The sequence below is a fragment of the Brevundimonas sp. GW821-FHT10A07 genome (genome assembly GCF_059415785.1).
Genome location: NZ_JBWKNX010000004.1, coordinates 1 through 22,140 on the forward strand (window position 1 = coordinate 1; position 22,140 = coordinate 22,140).

Here is a 22,140-nt window from a genome sequence, read left to right on the forward strand (position 1 = left end):
GGGGAGGATTTCGGTGCTCGCATTCCTCCCCCCTTGGGGGAGGTGGCGCGGCGCAGAGCGCCGTGACGGAGGGGGCGCGTCGCCGAGCGCTAGAACAACACCGACGGGTTCATGATCCGCTTGGGGTCGATGGCGCGGCGCAGGGCGGCCATGGTTTCGATCTCGAGGGGGGATTTGTAGCGTTTGACATCTTCGGTCTTCAGCCGGCCCAGGCCGTGTTCGGCGGAGATGGAGCCGTCATAGGTTCCGACAACGTCGTGAACCACTTGCGAGCCTTCCTTCCAGCGGCCGATGAAGGCGGGGATGTCCTGACCCACGCCGGGCAGGATGTCGTAGTGCAGATTGCCGTCGCCGACGTGGCCGAAGACCGAGATGCGGGCGCCGGGATGAAAACGTTCGACGGCGGCCGAGGCTTCGTCGATGAATTCGGCGATGCGGCTGATGGGGACGGAGACGTCGTGTTTCCAGCCGCCGCCCTCGGGCTTGAGCGCCGCCGAATGTTCTTCGCGCAGACGCCAGAAGGCGGCGCGCTGGGCGTCGTTCTGGGCGATGGCGGCGTCGGTGATCAGGCCTTGCTCGAAGGCGACTTCCAGCAGGGCCTCCATCTGGGCCTCGGCGCCGCCGGGCGTGCCCGACGCGATCTCGATCAGGACGTACCAGTCGGGCGTCGAGTCCAGCGGTTCGCGGGTGTCGGGGATGTTCTTGAGCACCAGTTCCATGCCCAGACGCTTCATCAGCTCGAAGGCTTCGACCCCGCCGCCGGTCTCGGCCTTGGCGCGGGCCAGAAGCTCGACCGAGGCGGCGGCGGTTTCCAGGCCGACCACGGCGACGGCGCGCGAGCGCATGATGGGGAAGAGTTTCAGGGTGGCGGCTGTCACGACGCCCAGGGTGCCCTCGGCGCCGATCAGCAGCTGTTTCAGGTCGTAGCCGGTGTTGTCCTTGCGCAGGCGCTTCAGGCCCCGGAAGATCTCGCCATTGGGCATGACGGCCTCGAGGCCCAGCACCAGGTCGCGCATCATGCCGTAGCGCAGCACCTGGGTGCCGCCGGCGTTGGTGGAGATGACGCCGCCGATGGTGGCCGACCCCTCGGCCGCGAGGCTGAGCGGGAAATAGCGGCCGGCGGCCGTCGCCGCCTGTTGCGCCTCCAGCAGGGTCAGGCCGGCCTCGACCGTCATGGCGTCGTCCAGGGGGGTGACGTCGCGGACGGCGCGCATCTTGCGGGTCGACAGCAGGACCTCGCCAAAGGGGATCTGGCCGCCGACCAGGCCGGTGCCGCCGCCCTGGGGCGTGATGGCCACGCCTTCGCGGGCGCAGATGGCCACGGCCCTGGCCGTCTCCTCGGTCGAACGCGGGGTCAGCAGGATCGGCGTATGGCCGGTCCAGCGGTTGCGCCATTCGGTCAGGGCCGGGGCGATGACCTCGGGATCCTGGGTCCAGCCGCCCGGACCGAGGGCGGCTTTCAGTTCGTCCAGAACGGCGGGAGAGGGGGCGGGCGTCTGCATGGCTCCCCTTTTGTCAGGCGCGAGGGCGAGGTGGAAGGGCCGTCGGCCTCAGACGTCCAGGTCTTCCTTCACGAACTGGGCGTTTTCCTGGATGAACTGGAAGCGGGCGTCGGCGCGCTTGCCCATCAGGCGTTCGACCAGGTCTTCGACGCTGGTTTCGGCGTCGGGGACGGTGATCCGGGCCAGGGTGCGCTTCTTGGGGTCCATGGTGGTCTCCTTCAGCTGGGAGGCCATCATTTCGCCCAGACCCTTGAACCGGCCGATCTCGGTCTTCTTGCCCTTGAAGACGGTGGCCAGCAGTTCGTCGCGGTGGGCGTCGTCGCGGGCGTATTCGCTCAAGGGGCCGGCGGAGATCCGGTACAGGGGCGGCAGGGCCATGAAGACCCGGCCCTGGCGGATGGTCTCGGGCATGACGCGATAGAAGAAGGTGATCAGCAGGGCCGCGATATGGGCGCCGTCCACGTCGGCGTCGGTCATGATGACGATCCGCTCGTAGCGCAGGTCGTCGATGTTGAACCGATTGCCGGGCTGAACGCCCAGGGCCAGGGCCAGGTCGGACAGTTCGATGTTCTGGCGCAGCTTGTCGGCGGTCGCGGAGGCGACGTTCAGGATCTTGCCGCGCAGGGGCAGGATGGCCTGGGTGGTGCGGTCGCGCGCCTGCTTGGCCGAGCCGCCGGCCGAATCGCCTTCGACGATGAAGAGTTCGGTGCCCTGGGCCGACTGGCGGCTGCAGTCCGACAGCTTGCCCGGCAGGCGCAGCTTGCGGGTGGCGGCGGCGCGCTGGACCTCCTTGTCCTTGCGGCGGCGCAGACGGTCCTCGGCGCGATCGACGACGAAGCCGAGCAGGGCGTTGGCCTGTTTGGGGCTTTCGGTCAGCCAGTGGTCCAGCGGGTCGCGCAGCAGCTGTTCGACCAGCCGGGCGCCCTCGGGCGAGGACAGGCGGTCCTTGGTCTGGCCCTGGAACTCGGGATTGCGGATGAAGACGCTGATCAGGGCGCCGGCGTTGGCGGTGACGTCCTCGGCCGTGATGATGGCGGCGCGCTTCTCGTTGGTCAGCTCGCCGTAGGATTTCAGACCCTTGACCAGGGCGGCGCGGAAGCCGGCCTCGTGGGTGCCGCCGTCGGGGGTGGAGACGGTGTTGCAGTAGGACTGGATGAAGCCGTCAGCCTCGCCGAAGCCGATGGGGGACCAGGTGACGGCCCATTCGAAGGCGCCCGCCTCGCCCTGACGCTCGGCGCGGCCGGCGAAGGTGGGGGTGACGGTCTCCAGCTCGCCGATCCGGTCGATCAGGGCGTCGGCCAGACCGCCGGGGAAGTGGAGCAGGGCCTGGGTCGGTGTGGCGTCGGTGATCCGCTCGGGCGCGCAGGTCCATTTGATCTCGACGCCGCGGAACAGATAGGCCTTGGAGCGGGCCATGCGGAACAGGCGGGCGGGCTTGAAGGCCGCGCCCATGCCGAAGATTTCGTCGTCCGGCTTGAAGCGGATCTGGGTGCCGCGCTTCCTGGACGGCTGGACCTGCTGGATCGGGCCCAGGACATTGCCGCGCGAGAAGGACTGTTTCCACTCGAAGCCGTCGCGCCAGACGGTCACGTCCAGATGTTCCGACAGGGCGTTGACGACCGAGACGCCGACGCCGTGCAGGCCGCCCGAGGTCTCATAGGCCTTGCCGGAGAATTTGCCGCCCGAGTGGAGGACGGTCATCACCACCTCCAGCGCCGACTTGCCGGGATGTTTGGGGTGGGGATCGACCGGGATGCCCCGGCCGTCGTCGCGGACCGACAGATAGCCGTCGGCGTCCAGTTCGACGGTGATCAGCTTGGCGTGACGGGCCACGGCCTCGTCCATCGCATTGTCGAGGACTTCGGCGAACAGGTGGTGCAGGGCGCGTTCGTCGGTGCCGCCGATATACATGCCGGGGCGTTTGCGAACGGGCTCGAGCCCTTCCAGAACCTCGATGGAGGAGGCGGAATAGGCGTTCTGGGCGCCTGCGGTCGGGGCCGGGGCGGTCGGGGCCGGGGCGACAGGCGTCGGGACCGGTTTTGGCGCAGGGGCGGGCGCAGCCTGGGGCGGCGTCGCCGCAGCAGGTTTGGGCGCCTCGGGCTTGGGAGCGTCGGGGGTGTCGTCAAAAGCGAAGAGGTCTGCGGCCATTCACATAGTCTGAGGCGATTCGGAGCCGGTTCTGGTAGGCCCGTGTCGCCGGTCGAGCAAGCGGCGGTCGCACCGGAACCGGATCGAAGGTCACGGCGCGGGCCAGAATCGCCAGCATCAGCACCCAGGGCAGGTTGGCGTGGGTCAGCAGGACGCTCTCGGACAGGCTCAGCGCGAAGAAGACCGCCAGATAGCCGACGCTCCAGAAGCCCTCGCGGGCGCCCAGGCCGTTCATACGGATCAGGATCATGACGGCGGACACGGCCATCAGGGTTCCGACGGCGACTGCGCCGGGCCAGCCCAGCTGGACCAGCAGGTCGATCCAGCCGTTGTGGGCCGAGGGGACGGGCCACTGGGTCTCCAGCCGGATCTCGCGGGCGGGAATGGAATCGACGCCCCAGAAGGCGCTGAAGCCGTAACCGGTCCAGGGGCGTTCGGCGACCTTGCGCATCAGGGCCTCCCAGATCAGGGTCCGGCCGGTCAGGGACGGGTCCTTGCCCAGGGCTTCGAGAATGGCGGCGGAATCGGTGTTCCAGAACCAGGTCCCGACGGCGGCGATCACCACGCCCAGCCAGACGGCCGCGACGGTCACGGCCGCGCCGCCCTGTTTCAGCGTCCACCAGCCGCCGACCATGCCGACGCCCAGCATCCAGCACAGCAGCGAGGTCTTGGACTGGGTGGCCACGACCAGAAGCGTGGTGAGGGCGAAGGTCAGCAGGGCGACCCACGGCTTGCGCCCGTTTCCGGCCAGATGGTCGGCGGCCAGGCTGGCGGCGGCCGAGACCGCACCGACCACCATGACCAGGCCCATCTGGTTCTTCTCGTACCAGAGGCCGCGCCACAGACCGGCGTTGTCGTACTGGTGAACCCCGATGCGGGGAAAGGCGAAGACCATGATCAGGCTGCCGATCACCATGACAAGACAGGTGTGCATCAGGACGCGGGGCAGGGCCGCGTCCCGGAAGACCGCGCCCAGATAGACGGCGAAGGCGCTGTTGATCGCCAGGGCGATGACGCGCCGGTCGGTGACGCCGGGATCAATGGACCAGTACTGCGAGACATAGGCCAGGCCGACCAGTCCGCCGACCATCAGCCAGGCGGGCCAGGCGCGGATGATTTTTTCGAAGCGAAACACGATCAGGCCGGCGGTGACGGCGTAGACGGGCAGCCAGATCAGGCGAAGGATCGGGGTCTCGCCCTGGTCCGGGGCGATGACCGGGGCGATCAGGGCGCCGGTCAGCATGAAGACGACGAAGCCCGCCGCCCACTGTTCCCAGGCGGGCGGGGCGTCCGAATCATCGATCTGGACGGGCGAGGCGTGCACGGGGCGACTGTCGCCCCGGCCGCTTAAGGAAGGGTGAGCGCCGCGCGGAAGGCGGCGAAGCCGTGTTCGAGGTCGGCGATCAGGTCGGCGGGGTCTTCCAGCCCGATATGCAGGCGGATCATCTCGCCCTCCAGCGCCGGCGGATGATCGCGATAGGCCATCTGGTGCGTCTCGGGGGTGATCAGGCTTTCGAACCCGCCCCAGGAATAGCCGATGCCGAACAGGTTGAGGGCGTCAAGAAAGGCGCAGGCTGCGGCCGTGTTTCCGCCCGTCAGAACGACGCCCATCAGGGAGGCGGCGCCGGTGAAATCCCGCGTCCACAGATCATGGCCGACCGAACCGGGCAGGGGCGGATAGAGGACCCGCGCCACCTCGGGCCGGGCCTGCAGCCATTCGGCGACGATCAGGCCCGAACGCCCCTGTTCCCCATAGCGCAGCGGCAGGGTGCGCAGGCCGCGCAGAGCCAGCCAGGCGTCGTCGGGCGAGACGTGCCAGCCCAGATCCTCGATCGTGTCGGCGACGGCGCGCAGGCAGGCGGGGGCGCGGGCGGCGATCCCGCCCATCAGGACGTCGGAATGGCCGGAGACATATTTGGTCAGAGCCTGGATGCTGACATCGACGCCGTGGGCCAGGGGCTTGAAGGCCAGGCCCGCGCCCCAGGTGTTGTCGATCACGGTCAGGACGCCGCGTTCGCGACAGGCGGACGTCACGGCGGCCACATCGATCATCTCGAAGGTCAGGGAGGCGGGGGATTCCATCAGGACCAGACGGGTGCGGTCGCCGAGGGCGGCGATCAGGCCCGCCGCATCCGTATCGGCGGGCAGGAAGCGGGTCGTGACCCCGCGCGCGGCCTGGTAGCGGGCCAGGAACCGGCGGGACGGGCCATAGATCGCGTCGCTCGTGATCACCTCGTCGCCCGGCCGGGTCAGGGCCAGCAGGGGCACGGTCACGGCGGCCAGGCCGGACGGGACGATGAAGGCGTCGGCCGCGCCTTCCAGATCGGCCAGGGCGGCGCGCAGCTGGCGCGCGGCCGAGCCGCCGTCCAGGCCGTAGGTCGGACCATCGGCGTCGTTTCGCATGGTCTCCGCCCGGTCGCTGAGCATGGTCGAGGCGCGTTCGATGGGCGGGTTGACCGGGCGGCGTCCCTGGCCCCGCCGGGTGGCGGACGAGATCAGACGGGTGCGGTCCGAATGCGGCGACATGGCCTCTCCGATGGGTTGCGGATCAAGGCCTAAAGGCCTCTAAAGTCAGCGGGGCGCAAGCGGCGGAGGATGCGAAACGCGATGCGGGTCTTGACGATCGGAGTTATGGCGGCGGCCCTGCTGACGGCGGCCTGCGGACGCGGGAATCCCGACCCGACGCCGGAAACCGCCTCGCAGACCCTGCCGACGCCCAGCGTGGCCACGGATCGCCCCGACAGCCCGACCCTGATCGCGGTCAAGCGACGCGGGCGGCTGAACTGCGGCGTACATCAAGGACTGGTCGGCTTCGCCTATACCGACAACCGCGGTCAGTGGCGTGGGTTCGACGCCGATTTCTGTCGCGCCATGGCGGCGGCCATCTTCGGCGACGGGAACGCGGTTCGGTTCGTGCCCCTGTCTGCGTCCGACCGGTTCGCGGCGCTGAAGGAAGGCCGTGTGGACGTGTTGTGGCGCAATTCGTCCTGGACCATGAGCCGGGACGCCGGCGAGGGCTTCGTCTTCGCGGGAATCAACTATTACGACGGCCAGGGCTTCCTGGTGCGGCGGTCTCTGAGCCTGGCCAGTGCCACGGAACTGAACGGCGCCCGGATCTGCGTCCAGGCGGGATCGACAGCCCAGGCCAACGCCGACGACTTCTTCCGCTCGCGCGGCATCGCCTATCGCCCGGTGGTTCTGCCCAGCGAGGAGGCGGCGCGGGACGCCTATGGCCGGGAAGACTGCGACGCCTTGAGCGCCGACATATCGGCCCTGGCCGCCGCCCGCACGGTTCTGGCGGATTCTCAGGCGCACACGATATTGTCAGACGTGGTGTCGAAGGAGCCGCTGGGACCCGTCGTCAGGGCCGGGGACGAACGCTGGGCCGACGTGGTGCGATGGACCCTGAACGCCGTCGTCCTGGCCGAGGAATTCGGGGTCACGCAGGAGAACGCCGAAGCCCTGTCGAAGACGTCGAACGACCCGCGCATCAAGCGTTTGCTGGGGTCTGAGGGCGAATACGGCGCCCTGCTGGGTCTGTCCGACGACTGGGCGAAGGACGCCATACTGTCGGTCGGAAATTACGGCCAGATCTTCGACCGGAACCTGGGTTCGCAATCGCCGCTCGACCTGGCGCGCGGATTGAACGCACAGTGGAACGCGCGGCCGGCCGGCTTGATCTATGGATTGCCGATCCGTTAAGCGCCGCAGCTTGAGTCTTTTCCTGGGGGATGGATGACCGAGACGAAACCTGGGGGCATAGCCCTCCACTGGCTGATGCTGATCGGCTTCACCGTCGGCCTGGGCGGGGGGCTGTGGGTCAATCTGGCGCTGGGCGCCGATACGGCCTGGGTGGTCTGGGTCACCGACAACATCACAGGACCGGCGGGGCAGATCTTCCTGCGCCTGCTGTTCATGATGGTCATCCCGCTGCTGTTCTCGGCCCTGGTGATCGGGGTGGCCGAGATGGGCGACCTGAATTCGCTGGGACGGGCGGGGATCAAGACCCTGCTGCTGACCATACTGGTTTCGGGCATCGCGGTGGTGATCGGCCTGGTCATGGTCAATCTGTTGCAGCCCGGCCGGGGCGTCGATCCCGCCATGGCGCAGCAGTTGCTGGAACAGGGACGCGACGGCGCCGCCGGCATCGTCCAGAACGCGCCGGAGACCATTCAACTGGGCGACTTCTTCCTGGGACTGGTGCCGTCCAACGCGGTCACGGCGGCGGCGGAGAACCAGATCCTGCCCCTGATGGTCTTCGCCCTGTTCTTCGGCATCGGCCTGGTCATGGCCAAGAGCCCTGCAACCGACCGCCTGCAAGAGGTGATCGAGGGGCTGCTGGAAGTGACGATGAAGCTGATCAACCTCTTCATCAAACTGGCGCCCTTCGCCATCGCCTGCCTGATGTTCAACCTGGCGGCCCTGTTCGGCTGGGATCTGCTGGTGCGTCTGGCGGCCTTCGTCGGCGTCGCCGTCGGGGCCATGGCGATCCACATGTTCGTGGTCTATCCGCTGGTCATCTGGCTGCTGGGCGGGCGTTCGCCGATCGCCTTCTTCAGGGCGGTGCGCGAGCCGATGGTGGTGGCCTTCTCGACCGCCTCGTCCAACGCCTCGCTGCCGGTGTCGCTGAAGGCGGCCGAGCAGGAGCTGAAACTGCCCAGGAAGATCGCCCGTTTCGTCCTGACGGTCGGGGCCACCGCCAACCAGAACGGCACGGCCCTGTTCGAGGGGGTGACGGTGCTGTTCCTGGCCCAGTTCTTCAACGTCGAACTGAGCCTGACCCAGCAGGTCATCGTCATGCTGGTCTGTATCCTGGGCGGGATCGGCACGGCCGGGGTGCCGGCGGGCTCGCTGCCGGTGGTGGCCATGATCCTGGTCATGGTGAAGGTGCCGCCGGAAGGGATCGGCCTGATCCTGGGGGTCGACCGCTTCCTGGACATGTGCCGCACGACGCTGAACGTCACCGGCGATCTGGTTCTGGCCACGGTGGTCTCGCGCGGCGAGAAGGACGATCCGGTTGAGCCGGTCGATCCGACGGCGTCCGAAGATCTTCCGGGGGCCGCCCGACGCGGCCTGAAGCACGGAACGGCGGGCTGAGTCAGTCGAGAACGACGGGGGTGTCGGTCCGGGACCCCCATTCGGCCCATGAGCCGTCGTAGAGGCTGGACGGCGCGTCGAGCGTGGCCAGGGCCAGGGTGAGAATCGCGGCGGTGACGCCCGAGCCGCAGCTGGTGATGATCGGCCGGTCGAAGGCCACCCCGGCCTGGGTGAACCGGGCGCGCAGGGCCTCGGGCTCCAGAAGTCGTCCGTCCTCGCCGATCACGGAGAGGAAGGGCAGGTTCAGCGCGCCCGGCATATGGCCGGCGCGGAGGCCGGCCCGGGGCTCCGCCGCCTGACCCGCGAACCGGGCCGCCGGCCGCGCATCCAGAATCTGCGCCTCGCCGGTCAGGGCCGCCAGGACGGTGGGCAGGTCGGCGACCGCGTCGCTGCGCCGCGAGACGGTGAACGACGCCGGCGTGGGCGTCGGCGCCGGACCCGAGACCAGAGGCCGCCCTTCGGCCCGCCAGAGCGGCAGGCCGCCGTCCAGCACCCGGACGTTCGTCGCCCCCATCAGCCGGAAGGTCCACCAGACGCGCGGGGCGGAGCGCAGGCCGACCGTGTCATAGATGACGATGGTGTCGGTCGCGGCGATCCCGAGCGCCCCGACCGCTTCGGCAAAGGCGGCGGCGGTCGGCAACATATGCGGAAGGTCCGAGCCGTGGTCCGAGACCGCCTCGAGGTCGAAGAAGACCGCGCCCGGCAGCCGGGCCTGGTCGAAGTCCGCCTGGGCGTCCCGGCCGTCCAGATGCCAGGACCCATCGACGATCCGCAGCGTCGGATCCTCCATCAGGGCGGCGAGGGCGTCGGTGGAGATCAGGGGGGAGGACTGGGTCATGGCCCCAGCCTAATGTCAGGCGCGGTCGAGCACCAGTTGCACCACGTCGGTCCGGCGCGAGCGGAAGCCGGCTTCGCAATAGGCCAGATAGAAGCGCCACAGCCGACGGAACCGCTCGTCAAAGCCGGCGATGCGGCGGATGTCGCCCCAGGCGGCCTGGAACCGGTCGTCCCAGAGTTTCAGCGTCTCGGCATAGTCGAGGCCGAACCGTTCGATGGGGCCCCAGTTCAGCCCGGCGGCGGCGACGACCGGCTTCAGCCGCTCCTCCGACGGCAGCATCCCGCCGGGGAAGACGTATTTCTGAATGAAGTCGGTGCGGGCGTTATATTCCTCGAACAGGGGCTCCTGGATGGTGATGATCTGAAGCCCGGCGCGGCCGCCGGGGTTCAGGACGTCGTGGATCTTTTCGAAATAGGTCGGCCAGTATTCCATGCCGACGGCCTCGAACATCTCGATGGAGGCGACGCGGTCGAACCGGCCCTGGACGTCGCGATAGTCCATCAGGTCGATTGTCGCGCGGTCCGACAGGCCGGCGTTGAACAGACGCTGGCGGGCGAAGTCGTGCTGTTCCTTCGAAATCGTCACGCCGGTGACCTGGGCGCCGATCTCGCGGGCGGCGAACTCGGCGAAACCGCCCCAGCCGCAGCCGATCTCCAGCACCGACATGCCCGGCTTCAGGTCCATCATCCGGGCCAGGGCGGCGTATTTGGCCTTTTGGGCGGCGTCCAGCGGGGCGTCCGCCCGCTCGAACCGGGCGGACGAATAGGTCATCGAGGGGTCGAGCCAGGTCTGGTAGAAGGCGTTGCCCAGGTCGTAATGGGCGTGGATGTTCTTCTTCGATCCGCTCTTGCTGTTGCGATTGCGCCGATGGGCTAGCCAGTTGACCGCCATCATCAGCCAGTTGCCGTCGAACAGGCGGCGGATATGGTCGTAGTTCTCGACCAGGGTCTCCAGCAGGGCGGCCAGATGCGGGCTGTCCCACTCGCCGGCCATATAGGCCTCGGCGAAGCCGATGTCGCCGGCGGCCAGGACGCGGCGGGCGAAGCCGTAGTCTTTGACGTCCAGCACGCCGCTGGGGCCGGGGCGGGCGCCGTCCAGCACATGGGTCTCGCCATTGGGCAGGTGGACGGTCAGGCGGCCGAAGGTCCAGTTCGAGGCCAGCAGACGCAGCAGCATGGCGAACACGCGCGGCGTGCGGGCGGCTGCAGCCTCGATATCGACGGTGGCGACACTCATGCGGGAACCTCTTTGTGCGTCGTCAGTCATGACCGGCCTAGTCGTCGCGACCGGTGACGGTCTTCAGGGCGTCGAGGGCGCGGGCGCGGGCCTGGGCATGATCCAAGATGGGGTGGGGATAGTCTTTGCCAAGTCGCACGCCGGCGTCGCGCAGCACCTCGGGCGGGGCGGTCCAGGGCGACTGGAGCCAGCGGTCGGGCAGGCGGCGAAGTTCGGGAACCCAGCGGCGGACATAGCCGCCCGTCGCGTCGAACTTCTCGCCCTGGGTGATGGGGTTGAAGATGCGGAAATAGGGGGCGGCGTCGGCGCCGGATCCGGCGACCCACTGCCAGTTCTGCACATTGCTGGCCAGGTCGGCGTCCACCAGAGTGTCCCAGAACCAGGCCTCGCCCTGGCGCCAGTCGATCAGCAGATGTTTGACCAGGAAGGAGGCGACGACCATCCGCACCCGGTTGTGCATCCAGCCGGTCGTCCACAGTTGACGCATGCCGGCGTCCACCAGCGGATAGCCGGTGCGGCCGCGTTTCCAGGCCTCCAGCCCTTCGGGATCGTCGCGCCAGGGCATGAATTCGTATTCGGGGCGGAAGGCCCGGTCGGTCATGGTCGGGAAATGGTGGAGCAGATGGGCCGAGAAGTCGCGCCAGCCCAGTTCCGCGACGAACTTGTCCGCCTCGGCAGAGGGGATGGTGCCGGCTTCCGCCGCGTCCTGGGCCTGCTGGGCCGCGCGCCAGGGGCTGATCTCGCCCCAGTGCAGATGGGGAGACAGGCGGCTGGTCACGGGAAGGGCGGGATGGTCGCGGCCCTTGGCGTAGGTCTTCAGGCCGCGTGCGAGGAAGTCGGACAGGGCGGCGTCGGCGCCGGCCTCGCCCGGCGTCCAGTCGAAGCCCTGGGACCAATCGGGGCGGGTGGGGTGCAGGCCCCAGTCGTCGAGCGACTCGGTCTGGACGGCATCGGGCGTGTCGATGCGGCGGGGGGCGGGCGCGGGCGGCGGCGGCTCGGCGGCGGCCAGCAGGGCCTTCATGAAGGGGGTGAAGACCTTGTAGGGCGCGTCCGATCCGTTCAGCACGGCGCCCGGTCGGGCCAGCAACGACCCGTTGCAGTCCTGGCAATCAATGCCGCTTGATGTCAGCGCGTGGGCGATCTCGGTGTCGCGGGCGAAGGCGGCGGGTTCGAACAGCCGGTTCATGAACAGGGCGTCGGCGCCGGTTTCCTGAACCAAACTTTGAAGCTGCGTCAGCGAATCGCCGCGCCGCAGGATCAGCCGCGAACCGCGTTCCTGAAGCGCGGCGTCCAGGGCGCGCAGGGACTTGTCCAGCCACCACAGCGAGGCCGCGCCCGCCGGACGGTCAGGGTCGCGATCCAGGATAAAGACCGGCAGGATCGGACGGCCGGTGGCGACGGCGTGATACAGGGCGGGATTGTCGTTCAGACGCAGGTCGCGGCGAAAACAAAGGACGACAGGCTTGGTGGCCACGCAGGCGAACTCCATGATAACTTGCGCTCACACAAAACGAGCGCCACCTGATGGCCTCATAGCTGCGGCAAACGCCGCTCCCATAACGCCCGAACTTCGAAAGAGCCGCCTCGTGAGCCGACCCAACGCCGTCATTACGTTGTCCGAAGGTCTTCGGACGCCTGTCGTCATCGGCGGCGGCGCACGAATCGCCTTCATCGCCGGTCCCTGCCAGATGGAGAGCCGCCAGCACGCGCTGGAAACCGCCCATGCGCTGAAGGAAATCGGCGAGCGGCTGAACGTCGGCATCATCTACAAGACCAGTTTCGACAAGGCGAACCGCACCAGTGCCAGCGCCGCGCGCGGCATCGGCCTGAAGGACGCCATGCCGATCTTCGCCGAGATCCGCGAAACCGTCGGCCTGCCGACCCTGACCGACGTCCACTCCGAGGCCCAGTGCGGCCCGGTGGGCGAGGTGGTCGATGTGCTGCAGATCCCGGCCTTCCTGAGCCGCCAGACCGACCTGCTGCTGGCCGCCGCCGCGACCGGCAAGGCGATCAACATCAAGAAGGGCCAGTTCCTGGCCCCCTGGGACATGAAGAACGTCATTGCCAAGGTGGTCGGCGCCGGCAATCCGAACGTCATGGCCTGCGAGCGGGGCGCCAGCTTCGGCTACAACACCCTGGTCAGCGATATGCGCGCTCTGCCGGTGCTGCGCGAGATCGGCTGCCCGGTCGTGTTCGACGCGACCCACAGCGTGCAACAGCCGGGCGGGCAGGGCACGTCTTCGGGCGGGCAGCGCGAGTTCGTGCCGGTTCTGGCCCGCGCCGCCGTCTCGGTCGGCGTGGACGCGGTCTTCATGGAGACCCACCCGGATCCCGACAATGCGCCGTCGGACGGCCCGAACATGGTGCCGCTGGACCAGTTCGAGGCCCTGGCCGCGCAGCTGATCGCCTTCGACGACCTGGCCATCCAGATCGGGGCCAAGCCGCCGGTGGCGCAGGCCGCCTGAATCCTCTAGGTCGGGCCCATGTCTGACACCCTCGATCTGGGCGCCCTGCAGAAGCTGCTGGAGCGCGTGCGCGACCTGAAGACGGCCTGCGTCGGCGACCTGATGCTGGACCGCTATGTCTATGGCGAGGTCAGCCGGATCTCGCCCGAGGCGCCGATCCCGGTGCTGCGCACCCGACGGACCACGGCCATGCCCGGCGGGGTCGGCAATGTGGCGCGCAATGTCGCGGCCCTGGGCGGGGTGGCGCATCTGGGCGCCGTGACGGGCGAGGATGCGGCCGGCGTGGAACTGCGCGACCTGATCGCCGCAGAGGACCGGGTCGTCGACTTCATCGCCAGGCCGGCCGGCGCCGCGACCATCGTCAAGACGCGGTTCGTGGCGGCGGGTCAGCAACTTCTGCGGCTGGACGAGGAGGCGGCGGCTTCGCCTCTGACCGAAACGGACGCGTTTTCAGGCGTCTCCGCCATTCTGCTCTCGGATTACGCCAAGGGGGTGGTCGGCGACGCCTTAATCAACTCGGCCCTGAAAGCCGCGCGCGAGACCGGCGCGCCGGTCATTGTCGATCCCAAGGGGCGGGATTTCGCCCGCTATGGTGCGGTGGACGTCATCAAGCCGAACGCGTCGGAACTGGCCGGGGCCACGGGCCTGCCGGTCGAGACCGACGCCGAGGTTGAGGCGGCCTTGGCGGCCCTGCTGGCTGCGACGACGGCCAAGGCCATCATCGTCACCCGCGCCGGCAAGGGCATGAGCCTGGCGCGGCGCGACGGGCCGGTGCGGCATTTCCCCGGTCGGGCCCGTGAAGTGTTCGACGTCTCGGGCGCCGGGGATACGGTGCTGGCGTCGCTGGGCCTGGCCCTGGGCGCCGGGGCCTCGCTGGAGACGGCGGTGCAGTTCGCCATCCTGGCTTCGGGCGTGGTGGTCGGAAAGGCCGGGACGGCCGTGGTCACGCCCGCCGAGTTGATCGAGGCGGAGCTGAGCCAGCACGCCGTCGCGGCCCAGGCCAAGGTGACGCCGCTGGACGAACTGGCGACCGAGGTCGAGGCCTGGCGGCGGCAGGGGCTGAAGGTCGGCTTCACCAACGGCTGTTTCGACATTCTGCACCGGGGCCATGTCGCCTATCTGGCCCAGGCGCGCGGTTGGTGCGACCGGCTGGTGGTGGCGCTGAACACCGACGCCTCGGTCAGGCGGCTGAAGGGCGAGGGGCGGCCGGTCAATGACCTGGACAGCCGCGCCGTCGTGATCGGCGGCCTGAGCAGCGTGGATCGGGTGACGTCGTTTGACGATCCGACGCCCATCGCCCTGATCGAACGGCTGCGGCCGGACGTGCTGATCAAGGGATCGGACTATACCCGCGAAGGCGTGGTCGGCGGCGACCTGGTCGAGAGCTGGGGCGGCGTGGTCCGTCTGGCGGAATTCAAGGATGGGTATTCGACGACCCGGACGATCGAGAAGATGACGGGAAGCGCGCAATGACGCCCAGAATGATTGTTGTGACGGGCGGGGCCGGCTTCATCGGCTCCAATATCGTGGCGCGGCTGACGGCCGAGACGGCCTATGACGTGGTGGTCTGCGATCGGCTGGAGACGGCCGATCTGGCCAAGTGGAAGAATCTGGCCAAACATCCGATCGCCGACTTCTGGGCGCCGGAAGAGATGTTCGAACAACTGGAGCGTCATGCGGAGCGGATCGAGGCCGTGGTGCATATGGGCGCCATCTCGTCCACGACCGAGCCGGATGCGGACCTGATCCTGCGCACCAACTTCACCCTGTCGCGCGACCTGTGGGACTGGTGCGCGATCCGGGACGCCCGGATGATCTACGCCTCGTCGGCGGCGACCTACGGCGACGGCGAGACGGGGTTCAATGACGACGATGATGCGGAGTCGCTATCGAAGCTGAGGCCGCTAAACGCCTATGGCTATTCGAAAATGCTGTTCGACCAGTATGCGGTGCGCCAGTCGGATCGGGGTCAGGCGCCGCCCCAGTGGGCGGGGCTGAAATTCTTCAACGTCTATGGGCCGAACGAGGGGCACAAGGGCGGGATGAAGTCGGTCGTGGCCCAGATCTGGCCCAAGGTGGCGGCGGGCGAGACCGTCAGCCTGTTCCGGTCGCACAATCCCAACTATGCCGACGGCGGCCAGTTGCGTGACTTCGTCTATGTGGACGATGTGGTCGATATCATCGAATTCCTGCTGCAGTCGCCGGAAGTCTCGGGCGTCTTCAACGCCGGGTCGGGCCAGGCGCGGTCGTTTGACGATCTGGCCAAGGCCACCTTCGCCGCGGCCGGCAAGGCGCCGTCGATCGAGTATGTCGACATGCCCGAGGCGATCCGCGACCGGTACCAGTATTTCACTCAGGCCCGGATGGATCGCATCCGCGCCGCCGGGTTCGAGGGCCAGTCCACGCCTTTGGAAGAGGGCGTGCGTCGCTACGTCCAGAACTTCCTGGCCCAGCCAGATCAGTACAGATGAGAGGCCTGACGACCCGGCAGTGGATGGGCTACATCGGGTTCGTCCTGGTGTTCCTGCTGACCGCCGCCGTCGCGGTATGGCGCGGGGACATTCTGCGCGCCGGTCTGGATCCCCAGGTGCCGTTCCAGACCTACAAGCCCCCGCCGGCGCCCGATTACGCCGATCCCAGGGCCTGGGCCTTGCGGGACGCGCGGGCGCCGGGGGCGGGCGGGGCCAACGTCTTCTTCGTTCATTCGACCACCTTCAACGGCGGGCGCGACTGGAACGGGGCCATCGGCGACCCCAAGGCCGACGCCTATCTGTACCGGGTGGTCCTGCCCAATTACGCCGGCCCCTTCGCACGGGCGGGCGCGGTCAGCGCGCCGCGTTATCGGCAGGCCAGCCTTTATACGCGCCTGACCCTGCGCGACGATGCGCGTGAGGCCCGGGCCTTCGCCTATGGGGACGTCCTGGCGGCCTTCGACGCCTGGCTGGCGCGTCATCCCAAGGGCCCCATCGTCCTGGCGGGGGTTGAGCAGGGCGCCGATCTGCTGGACCGGCTGATCCGCGAACGGATCGCGCCGGATGCGGCGGTCCGCGACCGTGTGGTGGCGGCCTATCTGATGGACACGATCATCGCCGCCGAGAATCTGCCGGACTCCATTCCGGCCTGCGCCGATCGGCGCCAGATCCATTGCGTGATCGCCTGGTCGCAGGTCGGCGACCGCGACGACTCGGCCGCCCGTCGGCGACTGCGGCGGGCGACCGTCTGGGACGCGCGGGGGCATCTGGTCGATCTGGCGGGGCGGCCGGCGGTCTGTGTGAACCCGGTGACGGGGGGCACGGGCGAAGCGCCCGTTCCCGCGCGCCTGCACCGGGGCGCCACCAATGCGACGGGGCTGGAATGGGGGGCGCGTCCGGCGCTGATGGCGCGCGAGGTCGCGACCCAGTGCCGCGAAGGTCTGCTGCGCCACACCTGGCCCGATCTTGAATCCTTCCGGGAGACCGGCAACTGGGCTGACCGGAGAAAGGCGCGGCCTTACAACCTGTTCTACGGCGATCTGGAAGCAGATGTGGCGGAACGGCTTGCAACCTACGCTCGGCAGACCGGTTGAAAATCGGACGAAGGTCGTCCGGTTTCGGTGGCGCGGCTCGCGTCCCGCGCGTAACCTCCTCGCATACGGAGGATACACATGGACGTTCTCACCATCTTCGCCGGCGTTCTGCTGCTGCTCGCGATCGCGCTCCTGTTCAGCGTCATCAAGATCGTGCCGCAAGGTCGTGAATTCACGGTCGAACGGTTCGGCAAATACACCAAGACCCTGAGCCCCGGCATCGGCTTCCTGACCCCGTTCGTGGAACGGGTCGGCAAGCGGATGAACATGATGGAGCAGGTTCTTGATGTGCCGACCCAGGAGGTCATCACCAAGGACAACGCCATGGTCCGGGTGGACGGCATCGTCTTCATCCAGGTGATGGACGCCGCCCGCGCCGCCTATCGGGTCGATGATCTGCCCTACGCCATTTCCCAGCTGTGCATGACCAATCTGCGCACCGTGGTCGGCTCGATGGAGCTGGACGAGGTGCTGAGCCAGCGCGACAGCATCAACACCCGCCTGCTGCACGTCATCGACGCGGCGACCGAGCCCTGGGGCGTCAAGGTCAACCGGATCGAGATCAAGGACCTGACCCCGCCGACTGACGTCACCAACGCCATGGCCCGCCAGATGAAGGCCGAGCGCGAGCGCCGCGCCGTGGTCACCGAGGCGGACGGCGAGAAACAGGCGGCCATCACCCGCGCCGAGGGCGCCAAACAGGCGGCCATCCTGGAATCCGAAGGCCGCAAGGAGGCCGCCTTCCGCGACGCCGAAGCGCGCGAGCGGGAAGCCGAGGCCGAGGCCCGCGCCACCACCATGGTGTCGGAAGCCATCGCCCGGGGCGACGTCAACGCTATCAACTATTTCGTGGCGCAGAAATACGTCGAGGCCTTCGCCGAACTGGCCCGCAGCCCGCAACAGCGGACCGTCATCGTGCCCGCCGAAATGGGGGCCCTGGTCGGCACCATCGCCGGCATCGGCGAGATGGTGAACCTGGCCAAGGGGCAGCAGCAGGCGACCCCGGTCAAGCCCGCCGCCGCCCCGCGTCGTCCCTCCGTTCCGCCCACCGCCTGATCCGGGAGCCCAGGTCATGACCCTCGTCGCCGATCTGTACGCCGCCCAGCCGTTCTGGATCTGGCTGGCCGTCGGGGTGTTGTTGCTGGCCGTCGAGTCGATGTTCTCGACCGAATGGCTGTTGTGGCCGGCGGTTTCGGCCGGGCTGGTGGCGGTCATGACGGCGGTCGGGGTGCGGTTGGGCCTGCCCGGCGAAGTGGCGGTCTTCGCCGTGCTGACGGTCATCGCCACCCTGTTGTCGCGACGCCTGATCCAGAAGGCCAATCCGGACGGGGTCGACATCAACGACCGGAACAGTCGTCTGATCGACCAGCGCGCCCGGGTGGTGGAGGCCTTCGTCGGCGGTCGAGGCCGGGTGTTCGTCTCCGGCGCCGAATGGTCGGCCGTCATCGACGGGGCCGCACCCGAAACGGGGCAGCCCGAGGTCGGGCAGGATGTCGTGGTGCACGGGGTCAGCGGCTCGCTGCTGACGGTGCGCGCCGCGACCTGAGCCGTCCCGCGCAACCTTTGCCGTGGGACGACGTTCGACGCTGATGTCAGACAGCCGTATCGCCTCCGTCGTCCCGGCCCAGGATGGACTGCCGGTTCCGAGGCGCTACTGGGCCATCGTCTCCATCGGCCTGGGCATCACCCTCGCCGTGCTGGACGGCGCCATCGCCAATGTCGCGCTTCCGTCCATCGCCCGGGATCTGCAGGCGTCGGAGGCCGCGTCCATCTGGATCGTCAACGCCTATCAGATCGCCATCGTCGTCGCGCTTCTGCCGCTGGCGTCGCTGGGCGAGATCGTCGGCTATCGTCGGGTGTCGCAGGTGGGGCTGGCGGTCTTCACCCTGGCCTCCCTGGCCTGCGCCCTGTCCGATTCGATCCTGACCCTGAGCCTGGCGCGGGTGCTGCAGGGGTTCGGGGCGGCGGGGATCATGAGCGTCAACGGCGCCCTGGTGCGCTTCACCTATCCGCAGCGGATGCTGGGCCGGGCGGTCGGGATCAATGCGGTGATCGTCTCCATGGCCGCCGCCGCCGGCCCGACCATCGCCAGCGCCGTGCTGAGCCTCGGCGAATGGCGCTGGCTGTTCGCCCTAAACATTCCGCTGGGGGTTCTGGCGGTGTCGATGGCGGGCTTCACCCTGCCGCACAACCCGTTGCAGAAGCGCAGGCTGAACCTGACCGGGGCGGCGCTGAGCGCGGCGGCCTTCGGCCTCGTCATCACGGGGATGCAGGCCCTGGCCCACGGCGAGGCTTCGATCCTGGGCTTCGGCCTGACGGGGCTCGGGCTGGCGGCCGGGGTGCTGCTGGTGCGGCATGAGAGGCCCAGCAAGACGCCGCTGATCCCGCTGGACCTGCTGGCGCGGCCGATGTTCGCCCTGTCGGTCGCCACCTCCATCATCTCCTTCACCGCCCAGATGATGGCCTTCATCTCCCTGCCGTTCTTCCTGCAGGGCTCGCTGGGGCTCAGCGCAGTGGAAACGGGGCTGCTGATGACGCCCTGGCCGCTGGCGACCATGTTCGCCGCCCCGCTGGCCGGGTGGCTGTCGGACCGGTACTCGGCCGGGATATTGGGCGCCGTCGGCTTGAGCCTGTTCGCCTGCGGTCTGATGGCGCTGAGCTTCCTCGACGGGGATTCGTCGCGGTTCGACATCATCTGGCGCATGGCCCTGTGCGGGGCCGGGTTCGGCTTCTTCCAGTCGCCCAACAACCGCGCCCTGCTGTCGGAGGCTCCGCGTGAGCGGGCCGGGGCGGCGGGCGGCGCCCTGGGCACGGCGCGGGTGCTGGGCCAGTCGATGGGGGCGGTCGTGGTCGCCTTTCTGCTGTCGGCGGCCCCGGTCTCGGGCGTGCGTCACGGCTTCGAGCTGGCCGCCGTCGCGGCCCTGTTCGGCGCGGTGATGAGCGGAGCGCGCATCCGACGCCGCATCGTTGAGCCGGAAAAGGAAGTCGAGGCGGTCTAGACGCGCCTGAGGTCGGCGACACCGCGATTCGCCAGCTGGTCGGCGCGTTCGTTCAGTTCGTGCCCGGCGTGGCCCTTGACCCAGCGCCATTTGACGTCGTGCTTCAGCCGGGCGGCGTCCAGACGCTGCCACAGGTCGGCGTTCTTGACCGGCTTCTTGTCGGCGGTCAGCCAGCCGCGCGCCTTCCAGCCGCGCATCCATTCGGTGATGCCCTGCATGACGTATTTGCTGTCGGTGTGAAGCTCGACCCTGCACGGCCGTTTCAGCGCCTCCAGCGCCATTATGGCGGCCATCAGCTCCATGCGGTTGTTGGTCGTGTTGGGCTCGCCGCCCCACAATTCCTTTTCGTGGCCGCCCCCGGTCTGGAGCAGGGCGCCCCAGCCGCCGGGGCCGGGATTGCCCTTGCAGGCGCCGTCGGTGTGGATGATGACGTGATCGGTGGGACTCATGGTCGCGAAGACCTACAGCCTCCCTTGGCGCGGGGCCATCACTGCGCCTATATGCGCTGAAGATAAGTGACGGGATCGATGATCGGTCCGCGTGAGGAGAACGAGCCATGGGCTCCATGAGCATCTGGCACTGGGCCATCGTCATTGTCGTCGTCGCCGTCCTGTTCGGTGGACGCGGCAAGCTGTCCGGCATCATGGGCGACGCCGCCAAGGGCATCCGCGCCTTCAAGGACGGCCTGAAGGACGACGACAAGAAGGACGGCCCGCACGACGGCGTCAGCTCGCTGCCCCGCACTGAGGCGGAAAAGGAAGAGCTGAAGCGCTAGTCGTCGTCTGTAAGGGCTGACGCATGGGCGGGCTCGGCCCCGGTATCGGGGGCTTCGAATTAGTGGTGATCGGCCTGGTGGCCCTGCTTGTGGTGGGGCCAAAGGATCTGCCTGTTCTGATGCGTCGCGTCGGCCAGATGGTCGCCAAGGCGCGCGCCATGGCCAACGAGTTCCGCTCCAGTTTCGACGAGATGGCGCGTCAGTCCGAACTGGACGACCTGCGCAAGGAGGTCGAGGCGCTGCGGAGCGGGCAGGGGCCCATGTACCCCCTGGGCGCCGACGCCGATGCGGCCTTCAAGGACATCAACGCCGGCCTGACCGGGCCGGGCGCGCCGGCCGCCCTGCCGGCGCCGACCGCCGAGGCGCCGATCATGACCCCCGCAGCCGACGAATGGCCGGACACCCCGCCGCTCGTTGAGCCGACGCCGACGATTGAGTCCAAGACGAAGCGCGCGACGGCGAAGACCGCCGCCAAGTCCGCCGTATCGGCAACGGCCGAGACTAAGCCCAAGCCGCGACCGAAGGCGAAGCCGAAGGCCGCGTCCACGGCCACGATCCCCGCGACCAAGACGCCCGCCAAGCCCCGGACCCCGCGCAAGAAGGCCGTCGAGCTTTGACTTTTTCCGATCGTGACGAGGCCGAGATCGAGGCGTCGCGCGCGCCGCTGATGGACCACCTGATCGAGCTCCGCAGCCGGTTGCTGATCTGCGTGATCGCCTTCGGCCTGGGCTTCATCCTGTGTTTCGCCTTCGCCAACCAGATCCAGATCGCCCTGATCAAACCCTATCAGGCGGCGGCGGCCATTCATGCGGCGGCCCTGGCATCCGGCGGACACGCCAACCCGCTGGAGCTGATCGCGACCATGACCGGCCTGCGCCCCTATCCGCCCGGCAGCGCCGCCGTGGTGCAGCTGATCGCCACCGCGCCGCTGGAGCAGCTGTTCACCAAGATGAAGATCGCGGCCTTCGGCGCGGCGGTCCTGACCTTCCCGGTCATCGCCTGGCAGATGTACCGGTTCGTGGCGCCGGGCCTGTACCGAAACGAGCGGGGCGCCTTCCTGCCGTTCCTGATCGCGGCGCCGGTGATGTTCTGCCTGGGCGGGGCGTTGGTCTATTATGTCATGCTGCCCTTCGTCATGCTGTTCTCGCTGGGTCAGCAGGTGGTCAGCGACGGGATTTCCGTGGCCCAGACAACGAAGATCTCGGACTATCTGAGCCTGGTGACCTCGCTGCTGCTCGCTTTTGGCCTGTGCTTCCAGCTGCCGGTCGTGACGACCCTACTGGGTCTCGCAGGCATGATCAGTTCCAAGGCGATGGCGGCCGGGCGGCGCTATGCGATCGTCGCCGTAGTGGTGGTCGCCGCCGTGGTGACGCCGCCGGACCCCATCAGCCAACTGATGCTCGCCGTGCCCCTGGTCATCCTCTACGAGGTCTCGATCTGGTGCGTGCGGCTGATCGAACTGCGCCGCAGGAAGGCGGATGACGAGGAGGGGCTGGCCTCGGCCTGAGCCCCGTC

At 68.5% G+C, this 22,140-nt stretch carries 20 protein-coding genes; 12 read left to right on the forward strand and 8 right to left on the reverse strand.

The window, feature by feature from the left end:
• Window positions 1-89: 89 nt before the first annotated feature.
• The 4 genes from AC07NC_RS04035 to metC are packed head-to-tail and all read right to left on the reverse strand — an operon-like array spanning window position 90 to window position 6,176.
• Window positions 90-1,502: an FAD-binding oxidoreductase gene (locus tag AC07NC_RS04035; RefSeq protein WP_494568663.1), complete on the reverse strand. Its 1,413-nt coding sequence runs from the start codon at window positions 1,500-1,502 to the stop codon at window positions 90-92.
• 48 nt (window positions 1,503-1,550) lie between these two features.
• Window positions 1,551-3,650, reverse strand: coding sequence for a DNA topoisomerase IV subunit B (gene parE, locus AC07NC_RS04040; protein WP_494568664.1), 2,100 nt, complete (start codon window positions 3,648-3,650; stop codon window positions 1,551-1,553).
• Window positions 3,625-4,974 carry an O-antigen ligase family protein gene (locus AC07NC_RS04045; protein ID WP_494568665.1) on the reverse strand — a complete coding sequence of 450 codons (1,350 nt, stop codon included), beginning with the start codon at window positions 4,972-4,974 and terminating at the stop codon, window positions 3,625-3,627. Before AC07NC_RS04045 ends, parE begins: the two co-directional genes overlap by 26 nt.
• A gap of 23 nt (window positions 4,975-4,997) precedes the next feature.
• Entirely contained in the window at window positions 4,998-6,176 is a 1,179-nt protein-coding gene (gene metC, locus AC07NC_RS04050; protein ID WP_494568666.1) for a cystathionine beta-lyase, read from the reverse strand.
• Between the two features lie 81 nt (window positions 6,177-6,257).
• Between metC and AC07NC_RS04055 the strand changes: the two genes are divergently transcribed.
• Window positions 6,258-7,352, forward strand: a complete 1,095-nt coding sequence (locus AC07NC_RS04055; protein ID WP_322298616.1) for an amino acid ABC transporter substrate-binding protein — start codon at window positions 6,258-6,260, stop codon at window positions 7,350-7,352.
• A gap of 33 nt (window positions 7,353-7,385) precedes the next feature.
• On the forward strand, window positions 7,386-8,747 hold the full coding sequence (locus AC07NC_RS04060) for a dicarboxylate/amino acid:cation symporter (protein WP_035308490.1): 1,362 nt from the start codon (window positions 7,386-7,388) through the stop codon (window positions 8,745-8,747).
• Between the two features lies 1 nt (window position 8,748).
• Here AC07NC_RS04060 and sseA read toward each other — a convergent pair whose 3' ends face one another.
• The 3 genes from sseA to AC07NC_RS04075 are packed head-to-tail and all read right to left on the reverse strand — an operon-like array spanning window position 8,749 to window position 12,295.
• Window positions 8,749-9,585, reverse strand: coding sequence for a 3-mercaptopyruvate sulfurtransferase (gene sseA, locus AC07NC_RS04065; RefSeq protein WP_494568667.1), 837 nt, complete (start codon window positions 9,583-9,585; stop codon window positions 8,749-8,751).
• A gap of 15 nt (window positions 9,586-9,600) precedes the next feature.
• Window positions 9,601-10,821 carry a class I SAM-dependent methyltransferase gene (locus AC07NC_RS04070; RefSeq protein ID WP_494568668.1) on the reverse strand — a complete coding sequence of 407 codons (1,221 nt, stop codon included), beginning with the start codon at window positions 10,819-10,821 and terminating at the stop codon, window positions 9,601-9,603.
• Window positions 10,822-10,858: 37 nt separating this feature from the next.
• The gene (locus AC07NC_RS04075; RefSeq protein WP_494568669.1) at window positions 10,859-12,295 is read right to left on the reverse strand and encodes a cryptochrome/photolyase family protein; all 1,437 of its coding nucleotides are present in this window, start codon (window positions 12,293-12,295) and stop codon (window positions 10,859-10,861) included.
• 112 nt (window positions 12,296-12,407) lie between these two features.
• Here AC07NC_RS04075 and kdsA point away from each other — a divergent pair, with 112 nt between their 5' ends.
• The 7 genes from kdsA (at window position 12,408) to AC07NC_RS04110 (ending at window position 19,850) form a co-directional block, all read left to right on the forward strand.
• Entirely contained in the window at window positions 12,408-13,286 is an 879-nt protein-coding gene (kdsA, locus tag AC07NC_RS04080) for a 3-deoxy-8-phosphooctulonate synthase (protein WP_494568670.1), read from the forward strand.
• 18 nt (window positions 13,287-13,304) lie between these two features.
• Complete coding sequence (gene rfaE2 / locus AC07NC_RS04085; protein WP_494568671.1) at window positions 13,305-14,759, forward strand: D-glycero-beta-D-manno-heptose 1-phosphate adenylyltransferase; 1,455 nt, start codon at window positions 13,305-13,307, stop codon at window positions 14,757-14,759.
• Window positions 14,756-15,757, forward strand: a complete 1,002-nt coding sequence (gene rfaD, locus AC07NC_RS04090; RefSeq protein WP_494568672.1) for an ADP-glyceromanno-heptose 6-epimerase — start codon at window positions 14,756-14,758, stop codon at window positions 15,755-15,757. Before rfaE2 ends, rfaD begins: the two co-directional genes overlap by 4 nt.
• Entirely contained in the window at window positions 15,754-16,851 is a 1,098-nt protein-coding gene (locus AC07NC_RS04095) for a DUF3089 domain-containing protein (RefSeq protein ID WP_494568673.1), read from the forward strand. Before rfaD ends, AC07NC_RS04095 begins: the two co-directional genes overlap by 4 nt.
• A gap of 78 nt (window positions 16,852-16,929) precedes the next feature.
• Entirely contained in the window at window positions 16,930-17,907 is a 978-nt protein-coding gene (locus tag AC07NC_RS04100) for an SPFH domain-containing protein (RefSeq protein ID WP_494568674.1), read from the forward strand.
• A 16-nt stretch (window positions 17,908-17,923) separates the two neighbouring features.
• Window positions 17,924-18,397 carry an NfeD family protein gene (locus AC07NC_RS04105; RefSeq protein WP_494568675.1) on the forward strand — a complete coding sequence of 158 codons (474 nt, stop codon included), beginning with the start codon at window positions 17,924-17,926 and terminating at the stop codon, window positions 18,395-18,397.
• 43 nt (window positions 18,398-18,440) lie between these two features.
• On the forward strand, window positions 18,441-19,850 hold the full coding sequence (locus AC07NC_RS04110) for an MFS transporter (RefSeq protein ID WP_035308506.1): 1,410 nt from the start codon (window positions 18,441-18,443) through the stop codon (window positions 19,848-19,850).
• Here AC07NC_RS04110 and rnhA read toward each other — a convergent pair.
• Window positions 19,847-20,299, reverse strand: a complete 453-nt coding sequence (gene rnhA / locus AC07NC_RS04115) for a ribonuclease HI (protein ID WP_008263255.1) — start codon at window positions 20,297-20,299, stop codon at window positions 19,847-19,849. The genes AC07NC_RS04110 and rnhA overlap by 4 nt on opposite strands.
• 107 nt (window positions 20,300-20,406) lie before the next feature.
• Here rnhA and AC07NC_RS04120 point away from each other — a divergent pair, with 107 nt between their 5' ends.
• Genes AC07NC_RS04120 through tatC form a run of 3 tightly spaced genes read left to right on the forward strand, consistent with a single transcriptional unit; the run spans window position 20,407 to window position 22,132 of the window.
• Entirely contained in the window at window positions 20,407-20,625 is a 219-nt protein-coding gene (locus AC07NC_RS04120; RefSeq protein WP_035308509.1) for a twin-arginine translocase TatA/TatE family subunit, read from the forward strand.
• 23 nt (window positions 20,626-20,648) lie between these two features.
• Window positions 20,649-21,242, forward strand: coding sequence for a Sec-independent protein translocase protein TatB (tatB, locus tag AC07NC_RS04125; protein WP_494568676.1), 594 nt, complete (start codon window positions 20,649-20,651; stop codon window positions 21,240-21,242).
• Complete coding sequence (gene tatC, locus AC07NC_RS04130) at window positions 21,239-22,132, forward strand: twin-arginine translocase subunit TatC (RefSeq protein WP_292148489.1); 894 nt, start codon at window positions 21,239-21,241, stop codon at window positions 22,130-22,132. Before tatB ends, tatC begins: the two co-directional genes overlap by 4 nt.
• Window positions 22,133-22,140 lie beyond the last annotated feature (8 nt).

What these genes read in the sequence shown, in the direction of transcription:
- rfaE2 (WP_494568671.1), top strand. Translation starts at nt 13,305, where the DNA reads ATGTCTGACACCCTCGATCTGGGCGCCCTGCAGAAGCTGCTGGAGCGC.
- AC07NC_RS04055 (WP_322298616.1), top strand. Translation starts at nt 6,258, where the DNA reads ATGCGGGTCTTGACGATCGGAGTTATGGCGGCGGCCCTGCTGACGGCG.
- metC (WP_494568666.1), bottom strand. Translation starts at nt 6,176, where the DNA reads ATGTCGCCGCATTCGGACCGCACCCGTCTGATCTCGTCCGCCACCCGG.
- parE (WP_494568664.1), bottom strand. Translation starts at nt 3,650, where the DNA reads ATGGCCGCAGACCTCTTCGCTTTTGACGACACCCCCGACGCTCCCAAG.
- rnhA (WP_008263255.1), bottom strand. Translation starts at nt 20,299, where the DNA reads ATGAGTCCCACCGATCACGTCATCATCCACACCGACGGCGCCTGCAAG.
- AC07NC_RS04070 (WP_494568668.1), bottom strand. Translation starts at nt 10,821, where the DNA reads ATGAGTGTCGCCACCGTCGATATCGAGGCTGCAGCCGCCCGCACGCCG.
- AC07NC_RS04105 (WP_494568675.1), top strand. Translation starts at nt 17,924, where the DNA reads ATGACCCTCGTCGCCGATCTGTACGCCGCCCAGCCGTTCTGGATCTGG.
- AC07NC_RS04100 (WP_494568674.1), top strand. Translation starts at nt 16,930, where the DNA reads ATGGACGTTCTCACCATCTTCGCCGGCGTTCTGCTGCTGCTCGCGATC.
- AC07NC_RS04110 (WP_035308506.1), top strand. Translation starts at nt 18,441, where the DNA reads ATGTCAGACAGCCGTATCGCCTCCGTCGTCCCGGCCCAGGATGGACTG.
- rfaD (WP_494568672.1), top strand. Translation starts at nt 14,756, where the DNA reads ATGACGCCCAGAATGATTGTTGTGACGGGCGGGGCCGGCTTCATCGGC.
- AC07NC_RS04095 (WP_494568673.1), top strand. Translation starts at nt 15,754, where the DNA reads ATGAGAGGCCTGACGACCCGGCAGTGGATGGGCTACATCGGGTTCGTC.
- AC07NC_RS04120 (WP_035308509.1), top strand. Translation starts at nt 20,407, where the DNA reads ATGGGCTCCATGAGCATCTGGCACTGGGCCATCGTCATTGTCGTCGTC.
- AC07NC_RS04060 (WP_035308490.1), top strand. Translation starts at nt 7,386, where the DNA reads ATGACCGAGACGAAACCTGGGGGCATAGCCCTCCACTGGCTGATGCTG.
- tatB (WP_494568676.1), top strand. Translation starts at nt 20,649, where the DNA reads ATGGGCGGGCTCGGCCCCGGTATCGGGGGCTTCGAATTAGTGGTGATC.
- sseA (WP_494568667.1), bottom strand. Translation starts at nt 9,585, where the DNA reads ATGACCCAGTCCTCCCCCCTGATCTCCACCGACGCCCTCGCCGCCCTG.
- AC07NC_RS04035 (WP_494568663.1), bottom strand. Translation starts at nt 1,502, where the DNA reads ATGCAGACGCCCGCCCCCTCTCCCGCCGTTCTGGACGAACTGAAAGCC.